The organism is Shouchella rhizosphaerae (assembly GCF_036700015.1).
Taxonomy (GTDB): domain Bacteria; phylum Bacillota; class Bacilli; order Bacillales; family Bacillaceae_D; genus Shouchella; species Shouchella rhizosphaerae.
Window position 1 is genome coordinate 1,278,413 of sequence record NZ_CP144921.1, and the last position, 16,079, is coordinate 1,294,491.

The following is a 16,079-nucleotide window of genomic DNA, read 5'->3' on the forward strand; positions in this document are numbered from 1 at the left end:
TATTTCAATCCACGCACTCACTAAGAGTGCGACGAAAACAGCAAGACTTTCAAAACAAAGCAGTCGCATATTTCAATCCACGCACTCACTAAGAGTGCGACTTTTTTTCTCTCCTTTATAGTTGCCTTATTTGTATTTCAATCACGCACTCACTAAGAGTGCGACTATTTGCAAGCTTGTTCATGCTCTCAGCCTGTGGAATTTCAATCCACGCACTCACTAAGAGTGCGACTTTCGCTAACTGATTCATGGACCTGTGCATTTGATTTCAATCCACGCACTCACTAAGAGTGCGACTTCAGAATGGTGGGGCCAAAAATGGGAAGACGTATTTCAATCCACGCACTCACTAAGAGTGCGACTATCGCGCGCTTTATTCGCTCCGTAGCGCTCTCTATTTCAATCCACGCACTCACTAAGAGTGCGACATGACGCTTGCGGTCGCGGATTGTACGTAACTGATTATTTCAATCCACGCACTCACTAAGAGTGCGACGATGAAAAGCCTGCATGGCAAAAGAACTTCACTAAATTTCAATCCACGCACTCACTAAGAGTGCGACGTTAAAAAATGGATGGAGGAGTACGAATATGAAAATTTCAATCCACGCACTCACTAAGAGTGCGACGCGCATACGAGTTCTTGTTAGATGGTAAACCAGTAATTTCAATCCACGCACTCACTAAGAGTGCGACAGCGATATTCCCCTATTTATTGGAAACCCATTAATAAATAATAGAGAAAAGCCGCTCTTCTTCTATATAATACCATGGGACACCAACAACATTTTGCCACTTTTCCACATATTATCCCACATTAAAGTCCTTTTTTGGTGCGGGTGATCTAGGGATTTTATGTGCGCTTGGGGTTCGCACTAAGAATCACGGCTCAAAAGATGAATAATTGTAAAGTTAATCTCCTTGGCTCAATTGTGTCTATCTCTACTTTACTCTTTCCATTAAAAAGCTTCTATTTGCGTAAGGAGGTTCCTTGCTTATACACCTATTCGATTGAGTTCTTCTCCCTTCCTCCCCAATTAATGAAAAAACACCTCCGCTTGTTAGTACATAGCCTAACAAGCGAAGGTGACAGTCCGGGCTCACACTTTTCACACAAACGCTGGCACAACCGTATTTTCACTGCCGACCATGCGAATTTTTGATTTTGCCATTTCTTTCGCTGCTTCTTTTGCTTTTTGTAAATACGCTCGCGGATCGAGGCTGTCTGGTTCGTTTGCGAAGTGGTCGCGAATTGCTTCGGAGTAGGCATTTTTTAGTTCTGTTGATACGTTGACTTTTGCCATTCCAAGGGCGACACAACGGCGCACGTCTTCTTCTGGCACGGCCGAGCCGCCGTGAAGGACGAGGGGGACGTCGACCATTTCGGCGATTTTAGCGATTCGCTCAAAGTCAATTTCGGGCTTGCCTTTGTAAATTCCATGGGCAGTGCCAATCGCAGGGGCAAGTGTCGGCACGCCTGTTTCCTCGACAAATTGGCGGCACTCTTCTGGAATTGCTTTTTGGGCGTCGGCTTCGTCTACGACAATGTCGTCTTCCACGCCGCCGACTTTGCCGAGCTCTGCTTCCACGTTGACGCCAAGGGACGAGGCAAGCGCGACGACCTCTTTTGTCCGAGCGACGTTTTCTGCGAATGGATGCATGGAAGCGTCCATCATCACGGATGTATAGCCAGCGCGGATCGCGTCTTTGATCACCTCAAAGTCTGTGCAGTGATCTAAGTGCAAGCCTGTTGGCACTTGGTAATGTTCCGCTGCGGCCTTGGCTACTTCAGCAATGTTTTTTGCACCGAGTGACTTGACCGTCCCGACTGTCGTTTGCAGGATTACCGGGGACTTCAATTCCGCTGCTGCTTCGAGCACCCAGAAAATGCTGTCAAATGAATGGACATTAAACGCGACAATCCCGTGTTTGTTGGCTTTTGCTTTTTTTAGCATCGGTGTCGTTGACTGTAATCCCATTTATTTGCCCACCTGCCCTTCGTTTTCTGCGATTTGATATAGTAGTTTAATTGAATGATTGTCTGGGTCTTTCATTGCTTGAAATGGCTTGTCGCCATCTTCTAGCTTAAACACGTCATGGATCAAAGGCTTGACATCGATTTTGCCAGACGCGATGTAATCAATCGCAGCCTGCCATTCATAGCCGGGGAATGGGCCAGAATAGCTCATCCAAGAACCTGTGATTTCCAATTCTTCACGTAAAATTTTCTCAAACGTCGCTGCTGGAAACGTCACATCCCCTGACGCCGTTCCAACAAACACAATCTTCCCTTTTTTCTCAACTAAAGCGACCGCTTGCTCTTGGGCGCTCGGCACGCCTGCTGTTTCGATAACAGCGCCAGGCTTGCCATGTTTGCTAGCGTATGAAACCGGGTCCTCTTTTAAAGAGTTAATCGTGTCGTCTGCGCCGATTTTTTTGGCAAATGCCAGTTTCTCGTCGTTGATATCAATCGCTGTTACTTTCCCTGCCCCGCGTGCTTTTAAGGCGAGAATGGTCATAATGCCAATCGTTCCGGCTCCTAGAACACAGACGTGTTCGCCTGCCGGTAGCACAATTCGCTCAATTCCGTGGATCGCGACTGTCAATGGTTCGATTAACGCCGCCTCCGCTAATGTTACCGTTTCCGGCAAAACGAGGAGATTTTCCGCTTTTACGACTACGTATTCGGCCATTGCGCCATTTTCCCGGGAACCAAGAAAACTGTATGAGCTACTTAAAGCTGGGCTTCCCTTTTGCATAAAGGGATCGTCTTTATTTGGCAAAAGGGGGGCGACGACTACACGGTCACCAACCGTTACTGAATCGACGCTTGCGCCGACAGCCTCTACCGTTCCAGAAAATTCATGTCCGAGAACAATCGGGTAATTGTGGACTTTGCCATCGAAGTACCGTGCCAAATCAGAGCCGCAAATGCCGCAATAAGCAACCTTGATTAATGCCTCATCCTCTTTAGGGACAGGGGTTTCAATGTCCTTTATAGTAAATGATTGATTCGCTTCAAGAACGAGCGCTTTCATGATCTCCACTCCTGACTCAATTAATTTTTATCTGTCTCTGCTGGGAGTAATTTGCCCCGTTTATGCTGAACAATCGTAAATACGACACAGAATCCATAAATCGCCGTCACGACAATAAGCGGAAGTAGATTTTGCCATGTTGTTAGTTCGGTCATGATGAATTGAAGCGGGCTGCCGCCTTGGTCAAGGGATGCTACTTGCCCCCCGGATATCGTTCCAGTGTTGAGTGCAAGCTGAGTGTGGACGCCGACCATCATGTTCGCAATCCAAATCGTCATTGTCATAATGAGCGTCCCTGAGATCAACGTTCTAAACAAGTTTCCGCCGTGGATGCCGACTGCAATCGAGATGAAGAAGCCAATTGTCGCTAAGTCACCGAACGGAAGAACTTCGTTTCCAGGAATAAGAATTGCAATTACAAGTGTAAGTGGGACAAAAATCAAGCTTGCCGCGACCACTTGTGAATTGCCGAGCAAGAGCGCAGGATCTAGCCCAATATAATAGTCTTGCCCTGAGAATCGTTTATCGAGCATTTCCCTTGCAGCCTCGGCAATTGGCATTAATCCTTCCATAATAAACTTGACGACAGTAGGCATTAACAGCATTACCGCCGCCATTTGAATGCCCAATTGCAAAATCGCTGATACCTCGTAACCTGCCAAGGCACCGATGACTGTCCCGAGAATGGCACCAATAATCGCAGGTTCTCCGATTGGTCCAAGTCGGTTTTCAATTTTATCTGAGTTAATATTCACGTTTTTCAAACCAGGAATTTTCTCTATAATTGCGTCAGTGACAACAGCGATTGGCGCCATTATCGCCCCTGTGCCATGTGGAATCGAAATTCCTTCCAAGCCGTTGTATTTATGAATGATCGGCGCAAACCAATCCCCTAGCTTATAAGCAAATGCCGCATAGATGACAACACCAAGAACGCCAAGCCAAAAGCTTCCTGATGCGGTGGACACAATCGCACCGGCAAATGCCATATGCCAAATATTCCAAATGTCAACGTTAACAACACGGGTCCATTTCAACAACAACATGACGACATTGACAAGAATGGCAACAGGAATGGCCACCGTTCCTATATTAGAAGCCCACGCCATCGGAGAAGCTCCTGGCCAACCAACATCGACAATTGATAAACCAAGATTAAACCGTTCCGCCATTTCCTGTGCGGCTGGCCCTAAGTTATCTGTCAGTAAGCTAATAACTAAAGTGATGCCTACAAATCCGACCCCAATCGTGATCCCTGATCTTAACGATTTCCCAATTCCTTGGCGCAACAAGAGGCCAAGGACAAAGATCACAGCCGGAAGCATGACAGCAGGCCCTAAATCCAATATATATTGCAGCACATTCATGATGTCTCCCCCTATCAGCAATAGGTTATTTTAAAATATCCAAAATCTCTTGTTTCGTTTTATCAAGGCCAACACCTGAAATAAAAGGCAACCCATGGATCACAGGAACGCCATAATCACGATCGACTTTTGCCGTGGAGATGATCAAATCAGCGCCTTGCGCTTTTGAACCGAGTTCGCTGACACGACATTGGCTGACGTCTGCTTGGATGTTGTTTTCTTTCAAAATCGCTTTCACTTTATTTGCAGCTACCGTAGACGTAGCAACAGCTCCACCACATGCGACTAATACTTTTTTCATGTTTATTCCCCCTCGAGTTGTTTAGTAATGGAAGCGTCCAATAGGGCTAACGCCTCGTCTTTTTCTTGTACAGAAGCCAACTTCTTCACAAAATGGGCATCTTGAATACGTTCCACAATGGTTTGCAGCGCTTTCAAATGAGCTGAACCATCAGCTAAGCCAAGCAACAACACAACTTTCACATCGATTTGATCGTTTTCCGACCCCATTACGCCAAACGAGACAGGCTCCTTTAGCGTCAACAATCCAATTTTGCTTTCCAGTACATAACTGGCATCGGTATGAGGAATCGCCACACCAAACGGCTCAGTTGGTATCCCTGTCGCAAACGATTGTTCTCGCTCTTTTAAACCGTCAGCGTACGTCTCTTTCGCAAACTGTTTAGCTTGCATCGGCGCCGCTATTGTCTCTAACACCTCTTCAACCGTTTGGCATGTTTGGTTTAACAAAATCAAGTCTCGATCAAGTAAAGCATTACTCATCTCCCTCACCCCCTTCAGCTTCAACGACGATGACATTTCGTGCTTTCGCTTGAATCGCTTTCAGCATCTCTGCATCGGCCTTGGAATCGGTAATGAGTGTGTCAACTTCTTCAATTGGAGCGACTTTATTCATATGGATGGAGCCGAATTTTGAGTAGTCAGCCATCATCACGCGCCTTTTCGAATGTTGCACCATAAGGCGCGATACTTCAGCTTCCCCCATATGGATGTTCGTATAGCCTACTTCCGGATGCAAAGCCCCAATGCCAAAAAAGCCGGTATCGACATACAAATTGGCAATTGTTTGGTTCGCAACTGGCCCATACAAGGAACGCTCATTTTTTCGGACGTTGCCGCCAATGATAATAATTGAGAAATTCGAGTGCTCCACAAGCTCATTGGCCAAAGAAAGCGAATTGGTTACAATCGTCAGCCCCGTTTTTTTCATAATAAGCTCGCGAGCAAAATAAAGGGCGGTCGTGCCATAGTCGATATAAATCGTATCGTTATCAAAGACAAACTCAACTGCTTTTTTCGCAATCGCCCGCTTTTCCCACTCATTGACAATTTTTCTCGAGCTATAGTTCGTCTCAAGATTTGCCTTGTTTAACACCGCTCCTCCGTGCACTTTGCGAATGAGCCCTTTTTCTTCTAATTCGTATAAATCTTTGCGAATCGTTTCTCGCGTTACATCTAGTTTGGAACTAAGTTCGGAAATTTTGACAGAATGGTATTCATACAATTCCTTCATGATCAAATCTTGTCTTTCCTGCGGAAGCAAAGAACCATCCCCCTCCCTTATTACTGAAATCGCTTACCTTGGATTATAAGTGACAAAGCCAAAAAAAGCAAATATTATTTTTGCTTTATTTTGCATTAATTCATTAACGACTTTGCAATACTTGGTTTTTATTATATGATTAACTCAAAATGCAAACCAATGCAAATAGAGGTGTGTAATCAATGATCCATATTTTATGTGCCAATCCAGCCCTTGACCGAACCATTTACGTTCAAGCTTTTTATCCAAATGGCGTAACCCGTTCTAGTGCCTCCCATGAAGGCCTTGGCGGGAAAGGATTCAATGTCGCCCTTCCTTTTATTGTCACAAATGAGCAAAAAACGATTCACATGCACACATTTTTCGGCGGGCCTGTAGGAGAACAATTAGCACAGATGATGAAAAACGCCCAACTAGCAGGGGAAACAACATTCATTGAAGGCGATAACCGATACTGCACCATTCTCGTAAACGAATCAAAGCAAGAAGCAGCCCTAATCAATGAACAAGGACCTTCCATTACAGAAAAAGAACAACAGCAGTTTTTGCAATCGCTTTTTTGCTCCCTAAAATCAGGCGACTATCTCGTGCTTTCAGGATCACTCCCAAAAGGGACCCCCCTCACTTTTTACCGGGACATCATTGCCCAAGCAGAAAGTCGCGGCGTCCAGACCATTCTCGATAGCAGCGGTGATGCATTAGCATACGGAGCAGAGGCAAAACCATGGCTAATAAAGATCAACGGAGAGGAATTTTTAGACTTAATGGGGGTAAAAGAGGAAGCCGCCAACAGACAGCAGCAAATCGAAGAATCTTTAAAAAACAGCCCTTACCCTAACTGCATCGTCACATTAGGCGGCGAAGGAACAGTCGCCAAAATCAACGGAGACATCTGGCGTGTCACGCTCCCAACGATTAACGTAACAAATGCTACCGCCTCAGGCGATATTTTTCTCGGCACCTTTATACGCGAGTGGCGAAAAACAAACGATGTAAAAGCAGCTCTATTAGCAGGCAGCGCCCTCTCATTGGCAAACTGCCTCCACTGGCTGCCAACGATTGATTTTTCACAAGCCGAACAATATCAGCAAAAAATCCACATCGAGCGGGTCGGTTCAGCTGTTTAGTCATGCATTTTAGCAAAGCAATTCTTGAAAAAAGCAGACAGAGCCAGGAGGAAAACTCCTGGCTCTCGTTTTAAGTGGACACTTTCTTCATATCTCAAGAGGAATTGGTCGTGTGGCCTCGTGGAAATGGTAGAAGGAAATCATGACATTGCATTACATTAAATGTTTTTCAAACAAAACTCTGTCTTGATGTGGTCCATCATAGTCGGTGTTCACATAAACACCGTCAATCGTTTTATCGCCCTCTTCAATAAAAAATCCCATCTTCGTATGAAAGGCGATGGATGTTTGATTGACAGGAGAAGTTACACAGCGAACAATATTTCGCCCGTTTTGCTGAACCACATGAAAAAATCGATTGTATAATAGGTTGCCAACACGTTGCTTTCTATAATCAGGGTGGACACCAACGAAATGTATATAGGCTACTTTTTGATGAGATTGAGAAAAGAATCCGATTAGAAAGCCGACAAGTGTTCCATCCCTTTCAGCAACAAAACTTGTATTAGAAAAATGGTCGAAAAATAATTTCGGTAACTTATCCGACATCTTCCTTCCACCCCACCACTTATTAATTAGTGGGGAAATGACATAGTAGTCAGAGCCCTTCACTGTACGAATTTCCAATTTCGCTTCCTCCTGTAGCTAGTCCTTTTTTCTATTAACACGAATCACAGCAATAAAAACGGTCGCTCCATTTCGCCAAGCATGGAAATTGCAAGATTGCATAAATAGGGATTTTCCGCGAGCAGGCTGGGGTAACAGCGCGGTAGGGCCTGCTCGCGACCCTATTTAGACAAGCCACTCGTAAGGAGTGCGACATCGATTCCAAAATAAAATCGGATAAAAACTTGTATTTCAATCACGCACTCATGAAGAGTGCGACGAAATGGGTATAAGTGAGCGTACTTACTACCGAAAATTTCAATCCACGCACTCACGAAGAGTGCGACATTGATATGACGGCATTTAAGGCGTGTTACGACAGCATTTCAATCCACGCACTCACGAAGAGTGCGACTTTAGAAATAGCTATGACATTAGATTTCTTGAAATTTCAATCCACGCACTCACGAAGAGTGCGACCTGTCGTTTTATTCTCATGATGGCAATTCGCGCAAATATTTCAATCCACGCACTCACGAAGAGTGCGACTTTAACTCGATAAATTTGATAATTCAGTTCAATATTTCAATCCACGCACTCACGAAGAGTGCGACTGTTACTGATCGTATGCTTAACACATTGCCAGACATTTCAATCCACGCACTCACGAAGAGTGCGACATCGAAGTAGATGAGATTGATGTGGAAGTGCGGAATTTCAATCCACGCACTCACGAAGAGTGCGACCGCATCGCCTGGAATACTGGTGCATGCTGGGGAATTTCAATCCACGCACTCACGAAGAGTGCGACTCCAGCGGTTTCTTCTTTAGCATTCCTAGCACTAATTTCAATCCACGCACTCACGAAGAGTGCGACAGCGAAATTCCCCTATTTTTTGGAAACTAATGGATGAATCATAGAGAAAAATCGCTCTTTTCCTCTATCATACCATGGGATACGAACAACATTTTAACACTTTTTCACACATTTAACCATATTTGAGTGCTTTTTTGGTGCGGGTGATCTAGGGATTTTATGTGCGCTTGGGGTTCGCACCAAAATGGTAGGTGTTTGGGATGGAAGTTAAAACTGAAAAACAACCCATGAGTTACCTCAACATTTTTTTAACGAACCATTTTTTTAGCTGGTAGATGACCGAAAGCCACGATTAGAGGGGATCGTCTCGTAGTGTTTTTTGTCCATGCTTCGATCACAGGATGCCTCCTTCATGAGTCCCCACTCCATTAATGTTCAGACAGGTTGGTTCGAAACGCGGGCAGGTTCGCTGCCTTTTCCAGCTCGTTTAGTAGATTCTCCAAATTCGTTCGCTTAAAAGAAGCAAGATATACCGCCAGCGGAGCCTCCTCTTCTTCTGAACCGGAAAGTTCAAACACGATCAGCACATCATCTTTCACAAAGATTTTCCACGTATTTAGCTCGGAACCTTCTTCTATCTCATCTTCGCGGTCGTCTAAACGCATCCAGTCGTGATAGTCGGACAAGTTCCACGTGCTTTCATCGAAAATCGCCCAATACGGCAGCCGATCTTCAACACCCAATTGAATTAGCGCTTTACCAGCGAGAAAACGGCTTAGTGACTGATTCTCTAACTGCCAGTCGGCGAAGCTCCAAGCGCATAAATAAACTGGCGGGTCTTCCTTTTCCAACTCGTCCAACCGGATCCCACAGTAGATCACAGATTCTTCTACTTGGTAGAAAACCAAAAATGCTTTGTCTGTTGTGAAAAAAGTGCTATCAGGAATAAACAGCTTCTCCAACGGCAGCGGTTCGTATTGATTGTTGCACCCTTGGGTGATATGAGGAGACCGTCCCAACGCTTTGTAGTAATTCCGTAACACTAGCGGCAAGGAAAAACCAAGCTCTCGTTCCTTCGCCTCGATCTCACTCTCTGGAATCCCATGATGCGCCTCGTGCTGGTCTCCCAATAGACGAAGGAGGTTTTCGATGCTCACTTTCATGATGGTACGCCTTCCTTTCTTTTAATTGTAGACATCCTCAGCTAATAAAAATATAAATCTACTGAAACTACTTTATTTCCTTACCGTTGCGGCTGATCAACCCGCGCAGGAGCTTCATGACTGATTGGATTTCGGTATCAGTTAGCAAATAATAGGTATTCACAGTCCAGGTTTCTCTGTTCTTCAAATGAAAAATCAGTTGAGGAAACTGCGGAAGCAGCCATTTTTGAATGGAAGGGCCACTGTAGCTGATATTTGCAATGTCCACCCACGCTACTGTTTGCTTACCGTCTGAAATTGCCTGTTGGTCATAAGTGAGTAACTGCGTATTTGATTTCAATGCCCGTGGCAAGCAGACAACCAAATATCCACCAAAAAACGGAATCCCTATGATAGCTGACGTGATACAAAAAAACGTATGAATTAACGTAGCATCGGTAAAAAAAGCAACATACAGCAGAAACAAACAAACCAGCACAAACAGTAAACTGCCAAGCGCTTTGCCCCATGCCACCGATTTTCGATAAGAGATTGCTTTCATCCTCTAATGCCTTTCTGATTTTATTTAACCGTTCTCGTCATATTGATTTGGTGACTACATTATACAAGATTAGGCGGTTTTTTTATGCCTTTAAGGATAAACAAAAAAGGTCTGTTACATTTCTTGACCTTTAGACACCCCTATTTTGATAGAACGCGTTCCTCATCCAAACCTGTCAATATACCCAACTACTTTCTGTTACTGTTTTAATCTGAAAGCCCATATTAGGAAGTACAAAGGGGTCAGACCGCAAATTGCTAATAACAGCAAAGAAATGGAGAGTTGGAAACTATATTCAAGTCCCATTGCCCCCCTTATTAAAGCTTTATTGACAAATAAGAGCATAATAAAGCTTGTATTTTGTATGACGGACATGATCCTTCTAGCCTTCATGTACTGAAGGTCTTTATTTGCTTCAGTCAAATTAATATAATTGAATTTTTCTGGTTTCCTAACTAAAATACCGAGAAGAAACCATATTAATACACCTATTAGTGGAATAACAATTAACAAATACTTAGGTCCATACTTGTCAGGTATACCATTAAGATAGTGAATGGCAATTTGATTAGGAATATCTGACCAAGCAATGACTAGTGTTGTAAGGTGATAGATAAGAATAAAAGCAGATAGAAAGGCTAATACATAGTCTATTTTTAAGTTGCCATCCTTCGCCTTTTCCATATGTACCTTCCTCCTCTTACTTGTAAATAGTAGGTCTATCATAATTAAACAAAATTATTCTTGGCGTTTGTTAAGTCATGTTATTTTTCAACTGTTCCATTTTCCACTCACTGAATTTCCTCACGATAATATCAACCACAATGTAAAACGGCAAAAAGCTAGAGTTCTCGACTTTGTTATACAACCAGAAAGGAGTACTGTTTACATAAATATTAAACATCGCATTTTGGGCGAGTAAATTATTTCTTAATGTGGTCAGGCTGACACATTTAATTCTTCTTGTTTTAATCGCATGAATAATTTCATCGAGGTTTTCCGATTCGCCGGATAAAGAAATAATAAACAAAAGATCGTCTTCGCCCATTTCTCCGAGTCCATTTGTAAAGTCCCGTTCACTTCGTATGACTTGAGATTTCTTGTGCAGCGTCCATAACTGCCGCTGAACATCATTCGCCAAATCCAGCTGTGCAGCCCCCGTTCCGTAAATATAGATATATGGGGCGCGGTCAATCAGTCGGTTTAATTGGCAAAAGTTTAGTTGCTCCATGTACTTCCTCGTCTGGTGGATATCTTGGTCAAGCAGTTCCATTAAATCTTGGCTCGTACCTTCCGTAAAATTGTTCAATTTAATATAAGATTTTAAGTCGCTGTAGCCGTCTAAACCAATTTTTTTCGTGAGTCGGTGGATGGAAGAGATGGAAGTGTGGGCATAAACAGCGAGATCCTGGATTTTCATCGTCTTCATCTCATCAATATGGTCATAAATCGTCTTAATAATATGCAAATCATTCTCGCTTAGTGATTCAAAGTGTTTATTGACTAACTTGTCCAGAATCATGTGCTCACCTTCTATGAAAATATTTTCCTTCTGTGAAAATATAATCTAATCGTACAACTTGATTTCTAAATGCGTCAAACCTATTGGGTTTTGAAAGCGCTGCCTTTACAGTTAAATTGTAGACCACGCAAAGGAGTTTTGCTTATGAACGCAATCAAGCGGTTTGGCAGCGCGATGATTGTCCCTGTTCTCTTATTCGCATTTTTTGGCATTGTCGTCGGCCTGGCAACTTTATTTAAAAACCCGGCGATTATGGGAGACATCGCTGCAGAAGGGACGATGTGGTACAAGGTTTGGTCACTGATTGAAAGTGGAGGCTGGACCATTTTTAATCATATGGAGCTGGCGTTTGTTATCGGCTTGCCCATTTCATTGGCAAAAAAAGCGCAAGCACGGGCCACACTTGCAGCATTGATGGTTTACCTTGTTTTCAATAATTTTATTAATGCGATTTTGACACTTTGGCCATCCACTTTCGGCGTCGATCTATCACAAGGGGTCGAGAACATAACAGGTGTTAAAGAAATTGCCGGTATCCCTACATTGGATACAAATATCATTGGCGCCATTGTCATATCTGCGATTGTGATTTGGATCCATAATCGTTTTTATGATCAAATGCTTCCTGAAATGCTTGGCATTTTCCAGGGTCTCGTCTTTGTGGTGATCATTGGCTTTTTTGTAATGATTCCTTTCGCTTTTCTCGTTGCTTTTGTATGGCCGTATGTCCAGCAAGGCATTGGTTCCCTCCAAGGGTTCATCTCACAAGCTGGTTATGTTGGTGTCTGGCTGTTTCATTTCTTGGAAAGGGTTTTAATACCGACGGGGCTGCATCATTTTATTTACACTCCTTTTGAATTTGGTCCGGCTGCTGTAAATGAAGGGTTAAAACCATATTGGATTGCCAATTTAAATGATTTTGCTACTTCAACTTCAGCGTTAAAAGATCTTTATCCATATGGGTTTTTACTGCATGGAAATATTAAGATGTTCGGCTGTTTAGGGATCGCACTCGCCATGTATTATTCAACACCAAAAGAAAACCGAAAAAAAGTGCTTGCGCTCGTATTGCCTGCAACATTAACAGCGATATTTGCGGGAATTACAGAACCGCTTGAATTTACATTTCTATTTATCGCGCCCTATTTATTTGTGATCCATGCCCTTCTTGGCGCGACTATGGTAACGCTGATGAACATGTTTGGCGTCGTCGGCATGATGGGCGGCGGATTAATTGAAATAGCCGCGTTAAACTGGATTCCACTCGCTTCTAACCACGGAAGCATTTATATCGTCCAAGCCATGATTGGGCTTATATTTGCAGCACTGTACTTTGTCCTGTTCAGATGGATGATTGTTAAATTTGATATTCCATTACCAGGGCGAAAAAAGGAAGAGGAGGCTAGGCTATACACAAAACAAGATTATCAGAAGGCTAAAAAAGGGAGTAATCATAAAAAGGAAGCTGCCGCAGCTTACGAGTCTGAGTATGAAGAGAAAGCGGTCTATTACTTAGAAGGCCTTGGCGGCAAAGAAAACATTAAAGATGTGACAAACTGTGCAACGCGTCTACGTGTTACAGTGATTGACCCTAGCTTGGTCAAAGACAGCGATTACTTCACAAACAATAAAATGGCCCATGGATTGGCTAAAAGCGGCCAAAGCATACAAATTATTGTTGGCTTAAGTGTACCGCAAGTAAGAGATTCCTTTGAAACAAAACTTTAAACAGATAATAGGAGAAGGAGAGATTTACTATGAAAACATTTAACATTACCATCGCTGGAGGCGGAAGTACATTTACACCAGGGATCATTTTGATGCTGCTCGACTACTTAGATGAGTTTCCGATTGATACGATTAAACTTTACGACAATGATGGCGATAGGCAAAAAACGATTGCCGATGCGTGCGCGATTTTATTAAAAGAACGTGCTCCAGAAGTACGTTTACTAGCAAGCACAAATCCAGAAGAAGCCTTTACAAATGTAGATTTTGTTATGGCACATATCCGTGTCGGTAAATATGCAATGCGTGAATTGGATGAGAAAATTCCATTAAAACATAGGGTTGTCGGACAAGAAACATGCGGGCCTGGCGGAATTGCTTACGGCATGCGTTCGATTCCCGGCGTATTGGAACTAGTCGATTATATGGAAAAATACTCACCAGATGCCTGGATGCTGAACTACTCGAACCCTGCAGCAATTGTCGCAGAGGCAACACGTAAACTAAGACCGAATTCCAAGATTTTAAACATTTGCGATATGCCGATCGGGATTGAAGAACTGATCGCCAAAAACTTAGGATTATCCTCACGCAAAGAAATGGAAGTCGACTATTATGGCTTGAATCACTTTGGCTGGTGGACAGATATTCGAGATAAAGAAGGAAATAGCTTAATGCCTGACGTGATTAAGCATGTGAGCCAGCACGGTTATGCGACAGACGGAACATCCGAACTCGAACAGCAAGAAAGCTGGAATAGCACACTAAAAAAAGCAAGAGATGTACAAGCACTCGATCCAAAAACGGTGCCAAATACGTATCTAAAATATTATCTATATCCAGACTACGAAGTGGCTCATTCAAATAAAGAATTTACACGTGCCAACGAAGTCATGGAAGGGCGTGAAAAATTTGTCTTTGGTGAATGTCAAGCTATTATCGACAAAGGCACTGCAAAAGAAACAAAGCTAGTCATTGATGAGCACGCTTCCTACATCGTTGATTTAGCAAAAGCGATTGCCTTTAACACAAAAGAACGGATGTTAATGATTGTCGAAAACAATGGCGCCATCAAGAACTTCGACCCAACAGCAATGGTAGAAATCCCTTGCATCGTCGGCAGCAACGGCCCCGAAAAACTGGTTGTCGGAGAAATCCCTAGATTCCAAAAAAGCCTAATGGAGCAACAAGTTGGCGTCGAAAAACTAGTAGTAGAAGCATTCGAAGAAGGTTCCTATCAAAAGTTATGGCAAGCAATCACATTATCGAAAACCGTGCCAAGTGCAAAAGTAGCAAAAGATATACTAGACGACTTAATCGAAGCGAATAAAGCATTTTGGCCAGCGTTGAAATAGACAATAAAAACGAAAATAAGCAATATGGGCGTCGGTGCGCCTATATTGCTTATTTGGTTTTTCGGACTTGCTTTTTGCATGACTAGTCGTTTCGCAAGTGAACGTCGATTCATGTGGATGTTAATTGGCGCAGTTATAAAAAGTGCGCCGAGCAGAAAGCCACATTCCGTTCGCCGGAAGCAAATTTCAATCCACGCACTCACTTAGAGTACGACTATCACATTTGTCTAGTCGGCAACGGACAGTTTACAATTTCAATCCACGCACTCACATAGAGTGCGACCACTGCCGAAGCTCCAAGATGGATTAAACAATAAATTTCAATCCACGCACTCACATAGAGTGCGACTACGAAGACATTAAAGAGGCGGAAAAGAGCGGAATTTCAATCCACGCACTCACATAGAGTGCGACAAGAGAATGGTACTTGGGGCTAAAAAGCCAAGGGCTATTTCAATCCACGCACTCACATAGAGTGCGACGGATTACGCTCCATGTCCTTCTTCATGACCTAAAATTTCAATCCACGCACTCACATAGAGTGCGACCGCATACGAGTTCTTGTTAGATGGTAAACCAGTAATTTCAATCCACGCACTCACATAGAGTGCGACAAGGCTACAGGCAACAGGAGCGTTTCGGCCGGGAATTTCAATCCACGCACTCACATAGAGTGCGACAACCGCAAAGCCATGACCATCTTCGATCTTCATAATTTCAATCCACGCACTCACATAGAGTGCGACAAGTCTGATTGGGAAGATTTTAAACGTATTAGTATTTCAATCCACGCACTCACATAGAGTGCGACGTGATTGAAATTTCTTTAAAGACCGAATCTACTATTTCAATCCACGCACTCACATAGAGTGCGACAGCGAAATTCCCCTATTTGCTGGAAATAAAACCACAGTTAATATAGGAAAGTCGCGCTTTCCCTTCATTATATCAAGGAACACGAGCCATATTTTCACATCTTTATACACATAAGCTCATATTCGCGCTCTATTTTGGTGCGGGTGATCTAGTAATTTTATGTGCGCTTGGGGTTCGCACCGTCTGATTTAAGCTTTTGTCTTCGACGGCGTTAATGTTCAATGGCAAACTTCTTTAGGTTGACCCAATTAAACCGTTGCTCCCACCTATCCTTCTAATCCCACCCCATTTTAATACCACGAACACCTAAAACAAGAAACTCCATAACCCAATGTTTGGAGTTTCTTGTTCGTCTCATTTTTATAGGTAGTCCAT

Annotated in this window: 14 protein-coding genes and 3 CRISPR repeat arrays (1 of these 17 cut by a window edge); of the genes, 3 read left to right on the forward strand and 11 right to left on the reverse strand. The window is 43.3% G+C overall.

Going from position 1 to position 16,079, the window contains the following annotated elements:
• A CRISPR array of direct repeats spans positions 1–696; the repeat unit is 32 nt; unit sequence ATTTCAATCCACGCACTCACTAAGAGTGCGAC; it begins 203 nt to the left of the window's first position.
• Between the two features lie 413 nt (positions 697–1,109).
• Genes V5G21_RS06525 through V5G21_RS06550 form a run of 6 tightly spaced genes read right to left on the reverse strand, consistent with a single transcriptional unit; the run spans position 1,110 to position 5,969 of the window.
• Positions 1,110–1,979, reverse strand: a complete 870-nt coding sequence (locus V5G21_RS06525; RefSeq protein WP_338465407.1) for a class II fructose-bisphosphate aldolase — start codon at positions 1,977–1,979, stop codon at positions 1,110–1,112.
• Positions 1,980–3,038 (reverse strand): galactitol-1-phosphate 5-dehydrogenase, encoded by a 1,059-nt coding sequence (locus V5G21_RS06530; RefSeq protein WP_035203494.1) that lies wholly within the window; start codon positions 3,036–3,038, stop codon positions 1,980–1,982. It lies immediately after the preceding gene.
• Positions 3,039–3,058: 20 nt separating this feature from the next.
• A complete protein-coding gene (locus V5G21_RS06535) occupies positions 3,059–4,405 on the reverse strand; it encodes a PTS galactitol transporter subunit IIC (RefSeq protein ID WP_011248408.1) in 1,347 nt (448 codons plus the stop codon).
• A 25-nt stretch (positions 4,406–4,430) separates the two neighbouring features.
• The gene (gene gatB / locus V5G21_RS06540) at positions 4,431–4,706 is read right to left on the reverse strand and encodes a PTS galactitol transporter subunit IIB (RefSeq protein WP_011248409.1); all 276 of its coding nucleotides are present in this window, start codon (positions 4,704–4,706) and stop codon (positions 4,431–4,433) included.
• 2 nt (positions 4,707–4,708) lie between these two features.
• A complete protein-coding gene (locus tag V5G21_RS06545) occupies positions 4,709–5,188 on the reverse strand; it encodes a PTS sugar transporter subunit IIA (RefSeq protein ID WP_011248410.1) in 480 nt (159 codons plus the stop codon).
• Positions 5,181–5,969 (reverse strand): DeoR/GlpR family DNA-binding transcription regulator, encoded by a 789-nt coding sequence (locus tag V5G21_RS06550; protein WP_011248411.1) that lies wholly within the window; start codon positions 5,967–5,969, stop codon positions 5,181–5,183. The genes V5G21_RS06545 and V5G21_RS06550 overlap by 8 nt, the downstream gene beginning before the upstream one ends.
• A 182-nt stretch (positions 5,970–6,151) precedes the next feature.
• On the opposite strand from V5G21_RS06550, the gene V5G21_RS06555 reads away from it, so the two are divergent.
• Complete coding sequence (locus V5G21_RS06555) at positions 6,152–7,096, forward strand: 1-phosphofructokinase family hexose kinase (RefSeq protein WP_212929648.1); 945 nt, start codon at positions 6,152–6,154, stop codon at positions 7,094–7,096.
• A gap of 153 nt (positions 7,097–7,249) precedes the next feature.
• Here V5G21_RS06555 and V5G21_RS06560 read toward each other — a convergent pair whose 3' ends face one another.
• The 5 genes from V5G21_RS06560 to V5G21_RS06580 all read right to left on the reverse strand — a co-directional run bounded on the left by V5G21_RS06560 (position 7,250) and on the right by V5G21_RS06580 (position 11,745).
• Positions 7,250–7,723, reverse strand: coding sequence for a GNAT family N-acetyltransferase (locus tag V5G21_RS06560; RefSeq protein WP_063609169.1), 474 nt, complete (start codon positions 7,721–7,723; stop codon positions 7,250–7,252).
• 294 nt (positions 7,724–8,017) lie between these two features.
• A CRISPR array of direct repeats spans positions 8,018–8,579; the repeat unit is 32 nt; unit sequence ATTTCAATCCACGCACTCACGAAGAGTGCGAC.
• A 368-nt stretch (positions 8,580–8,947) separates the two neighbouring features.
• Positions 8,948–9,682 (reverse strand): SMI1/KNR4 family protein, encoded by a 735-nt coding sequence (locus tag V5G21_RS06565; RefSeq protein WP_212929647.1) that lies wholly within the window; start codon positions 9,680–9,682, stop codon positions 8,948–8,950.
• Positions 9,683–9,749: 67 nt separating this feature from the next.
• Positions 9,750–10,223 (reverse strand): DUF5381 family protein, encoded by a 474-nt coding sequence (locus V5G21_RS06570; RefSeq protein ID WP_063609166.1) that lies wholly within the window; start codon positions 10,221–10,223, stop codon positions 9,750–9,752.
• Between the two features lie 198 nt (positions 10,224–10,421).
• Complete coding sequence (locus tag V5G21_RS06575; protein ID WP_063609164.1) at positions 10,422–10,907, reverse strand: DUF1648 domain-containing protein; 486 nt, start codon at positions 10,905–10,907, stop codon at positions 10,422–10,424.
• A 70-nt stretch (positions 10,908–10,977) separates the two neighbouring features.
• Positions 10,978–11,745: a MurR/RpiR family transcriptional regulator gene (locus tag V5G21_RS06580; protein WP_338465409.1), complete on the reverse strand. Its 768-nt coding sequence runs from the start codon at positions 11,743–11,745 to the stop codon at positions 10,978–10,980.
• A gap of 144 nt (positions 11,746–11,889) precedes the next feature.
• Here V5G21_RS06580 and V5G21_RS06585 point away from each other — a divergent pair, with 144 nt between their 5' ends.
• Positions 11,890–13,473: an alpha-glucoside-specific PTS transporter subunit IIBC gene (locus tag V5G21_RS06585; RefSeq protein WP_212929644.1), complete on the forward strand. Its 1,584-nt coding sequence runs from the start codon at positions 11,890–11,892 to the stop codon at positions 13,471–13,473.
• Positions 13,474–13,502: 29 nt separating this feature from the next.
• Positions 13,503–14,828 (forward strand): 6-phospho-alpha-glucosidase, encoded by a 1,326-nt coding sequence (locus V5G21_RS06590; RefSeq protein WP_212929643.1) that lies wholly within the window; start codon positions 13,503–13,505, stop codon positions 14,826–14,828.
• Positions 14,829–15,011: 183 nt separating this feature from the next.
• Positions 15,012–15,704: a CRISPR direct-repeat array (repeat unit 32 nt; unit sequence ATTTCAATCCACGCACTCACATAGAGTGCGAC).
• Positions 15,705–16,079 lie beyond the last annotated feature (375 nt).

Coding starts and splice junctions, on each gene's coding strand:
- V5G21_RS06525 (WP_338465407.1), bottom strand. CDS start 1,979: ATGGGATTACAGTCAACGACACCGATGCTAAAAAAAGCAAAAGCCAAC.
- V5G21_RS06530 (WP_035203494.1), bottom strand. CDS start 3,038: ATGAAAGCGCTCGTTCTTGAAGCGAATCAATCATTTACTATAAAGGAC.
- V5G21_RS06535 (WP_011248408.1), bottom strand. CDS start 4,405: ATGAATGTGCTGCAATATATATTGGATTTAGGGCCTGCTGTCATGCTT.
- gatB (WP_011248409.1), bottom strand. CDS start 4,706: ATGAAAAAAGTATTAGTCGCATGTGGTGGAGCTGTTGCTACGTCTACG.
- V5G21_RS06545 (WP_011248410.1), bottom strand. CDS start 5,188: ATGAGTAATGCTTTACTTGATCGAGACTTGATTTTGTTAAACCAAACA.
- V5G21_RS06555 (WP_212929648.1), top strand. CDS start 6,152: ATGATCCATATTTTATGTGCCAATCCAGCCCTTGACCGAACCATTTAC.
- V5G21_RS06565 (WP_212929647.1), bottom strand. CDS start 9,682: ATGAAAGTGAGCATCGAAAACCTCCTTCGTCTATTGGGAGACCAGCAC.
- V5G21_RS06570 (WP_063609166.1), bottom strand. CDS start 10,223: ATGAAAGCAATCTCTTATCGAAAATCGGTGGCATGGGGCAAAGCGCTT.
- V5G21_RS06575 (WP_063609164.1), bottom strand. CDS start 10,907: ATGGAAAAGGCGAAGGATGGCAACTTAAAAATAGACTATGTATTAGCC.
- V5G21_RS06580 (WP_338465409.1), bottom strand. CDS start 11,745: ATGATTCTGGACAAGTTAGTCAATAAACACTTTGAATCACTAAGCGAG.
- V5G21_RS06585 (WP_212929644.1), top strand. CDS start 11,890: ATGAACGCAATCAAGCGGTTTGGCAGCGCGATGATTGTCCCTGTTCTC.
- V5G21_RS06590 (WP_212929643.1), top strand. CDS start 13,503: ATGAAAACATTTAACATTACCATCGCTGGAGGCGGAAGTACATTTACA.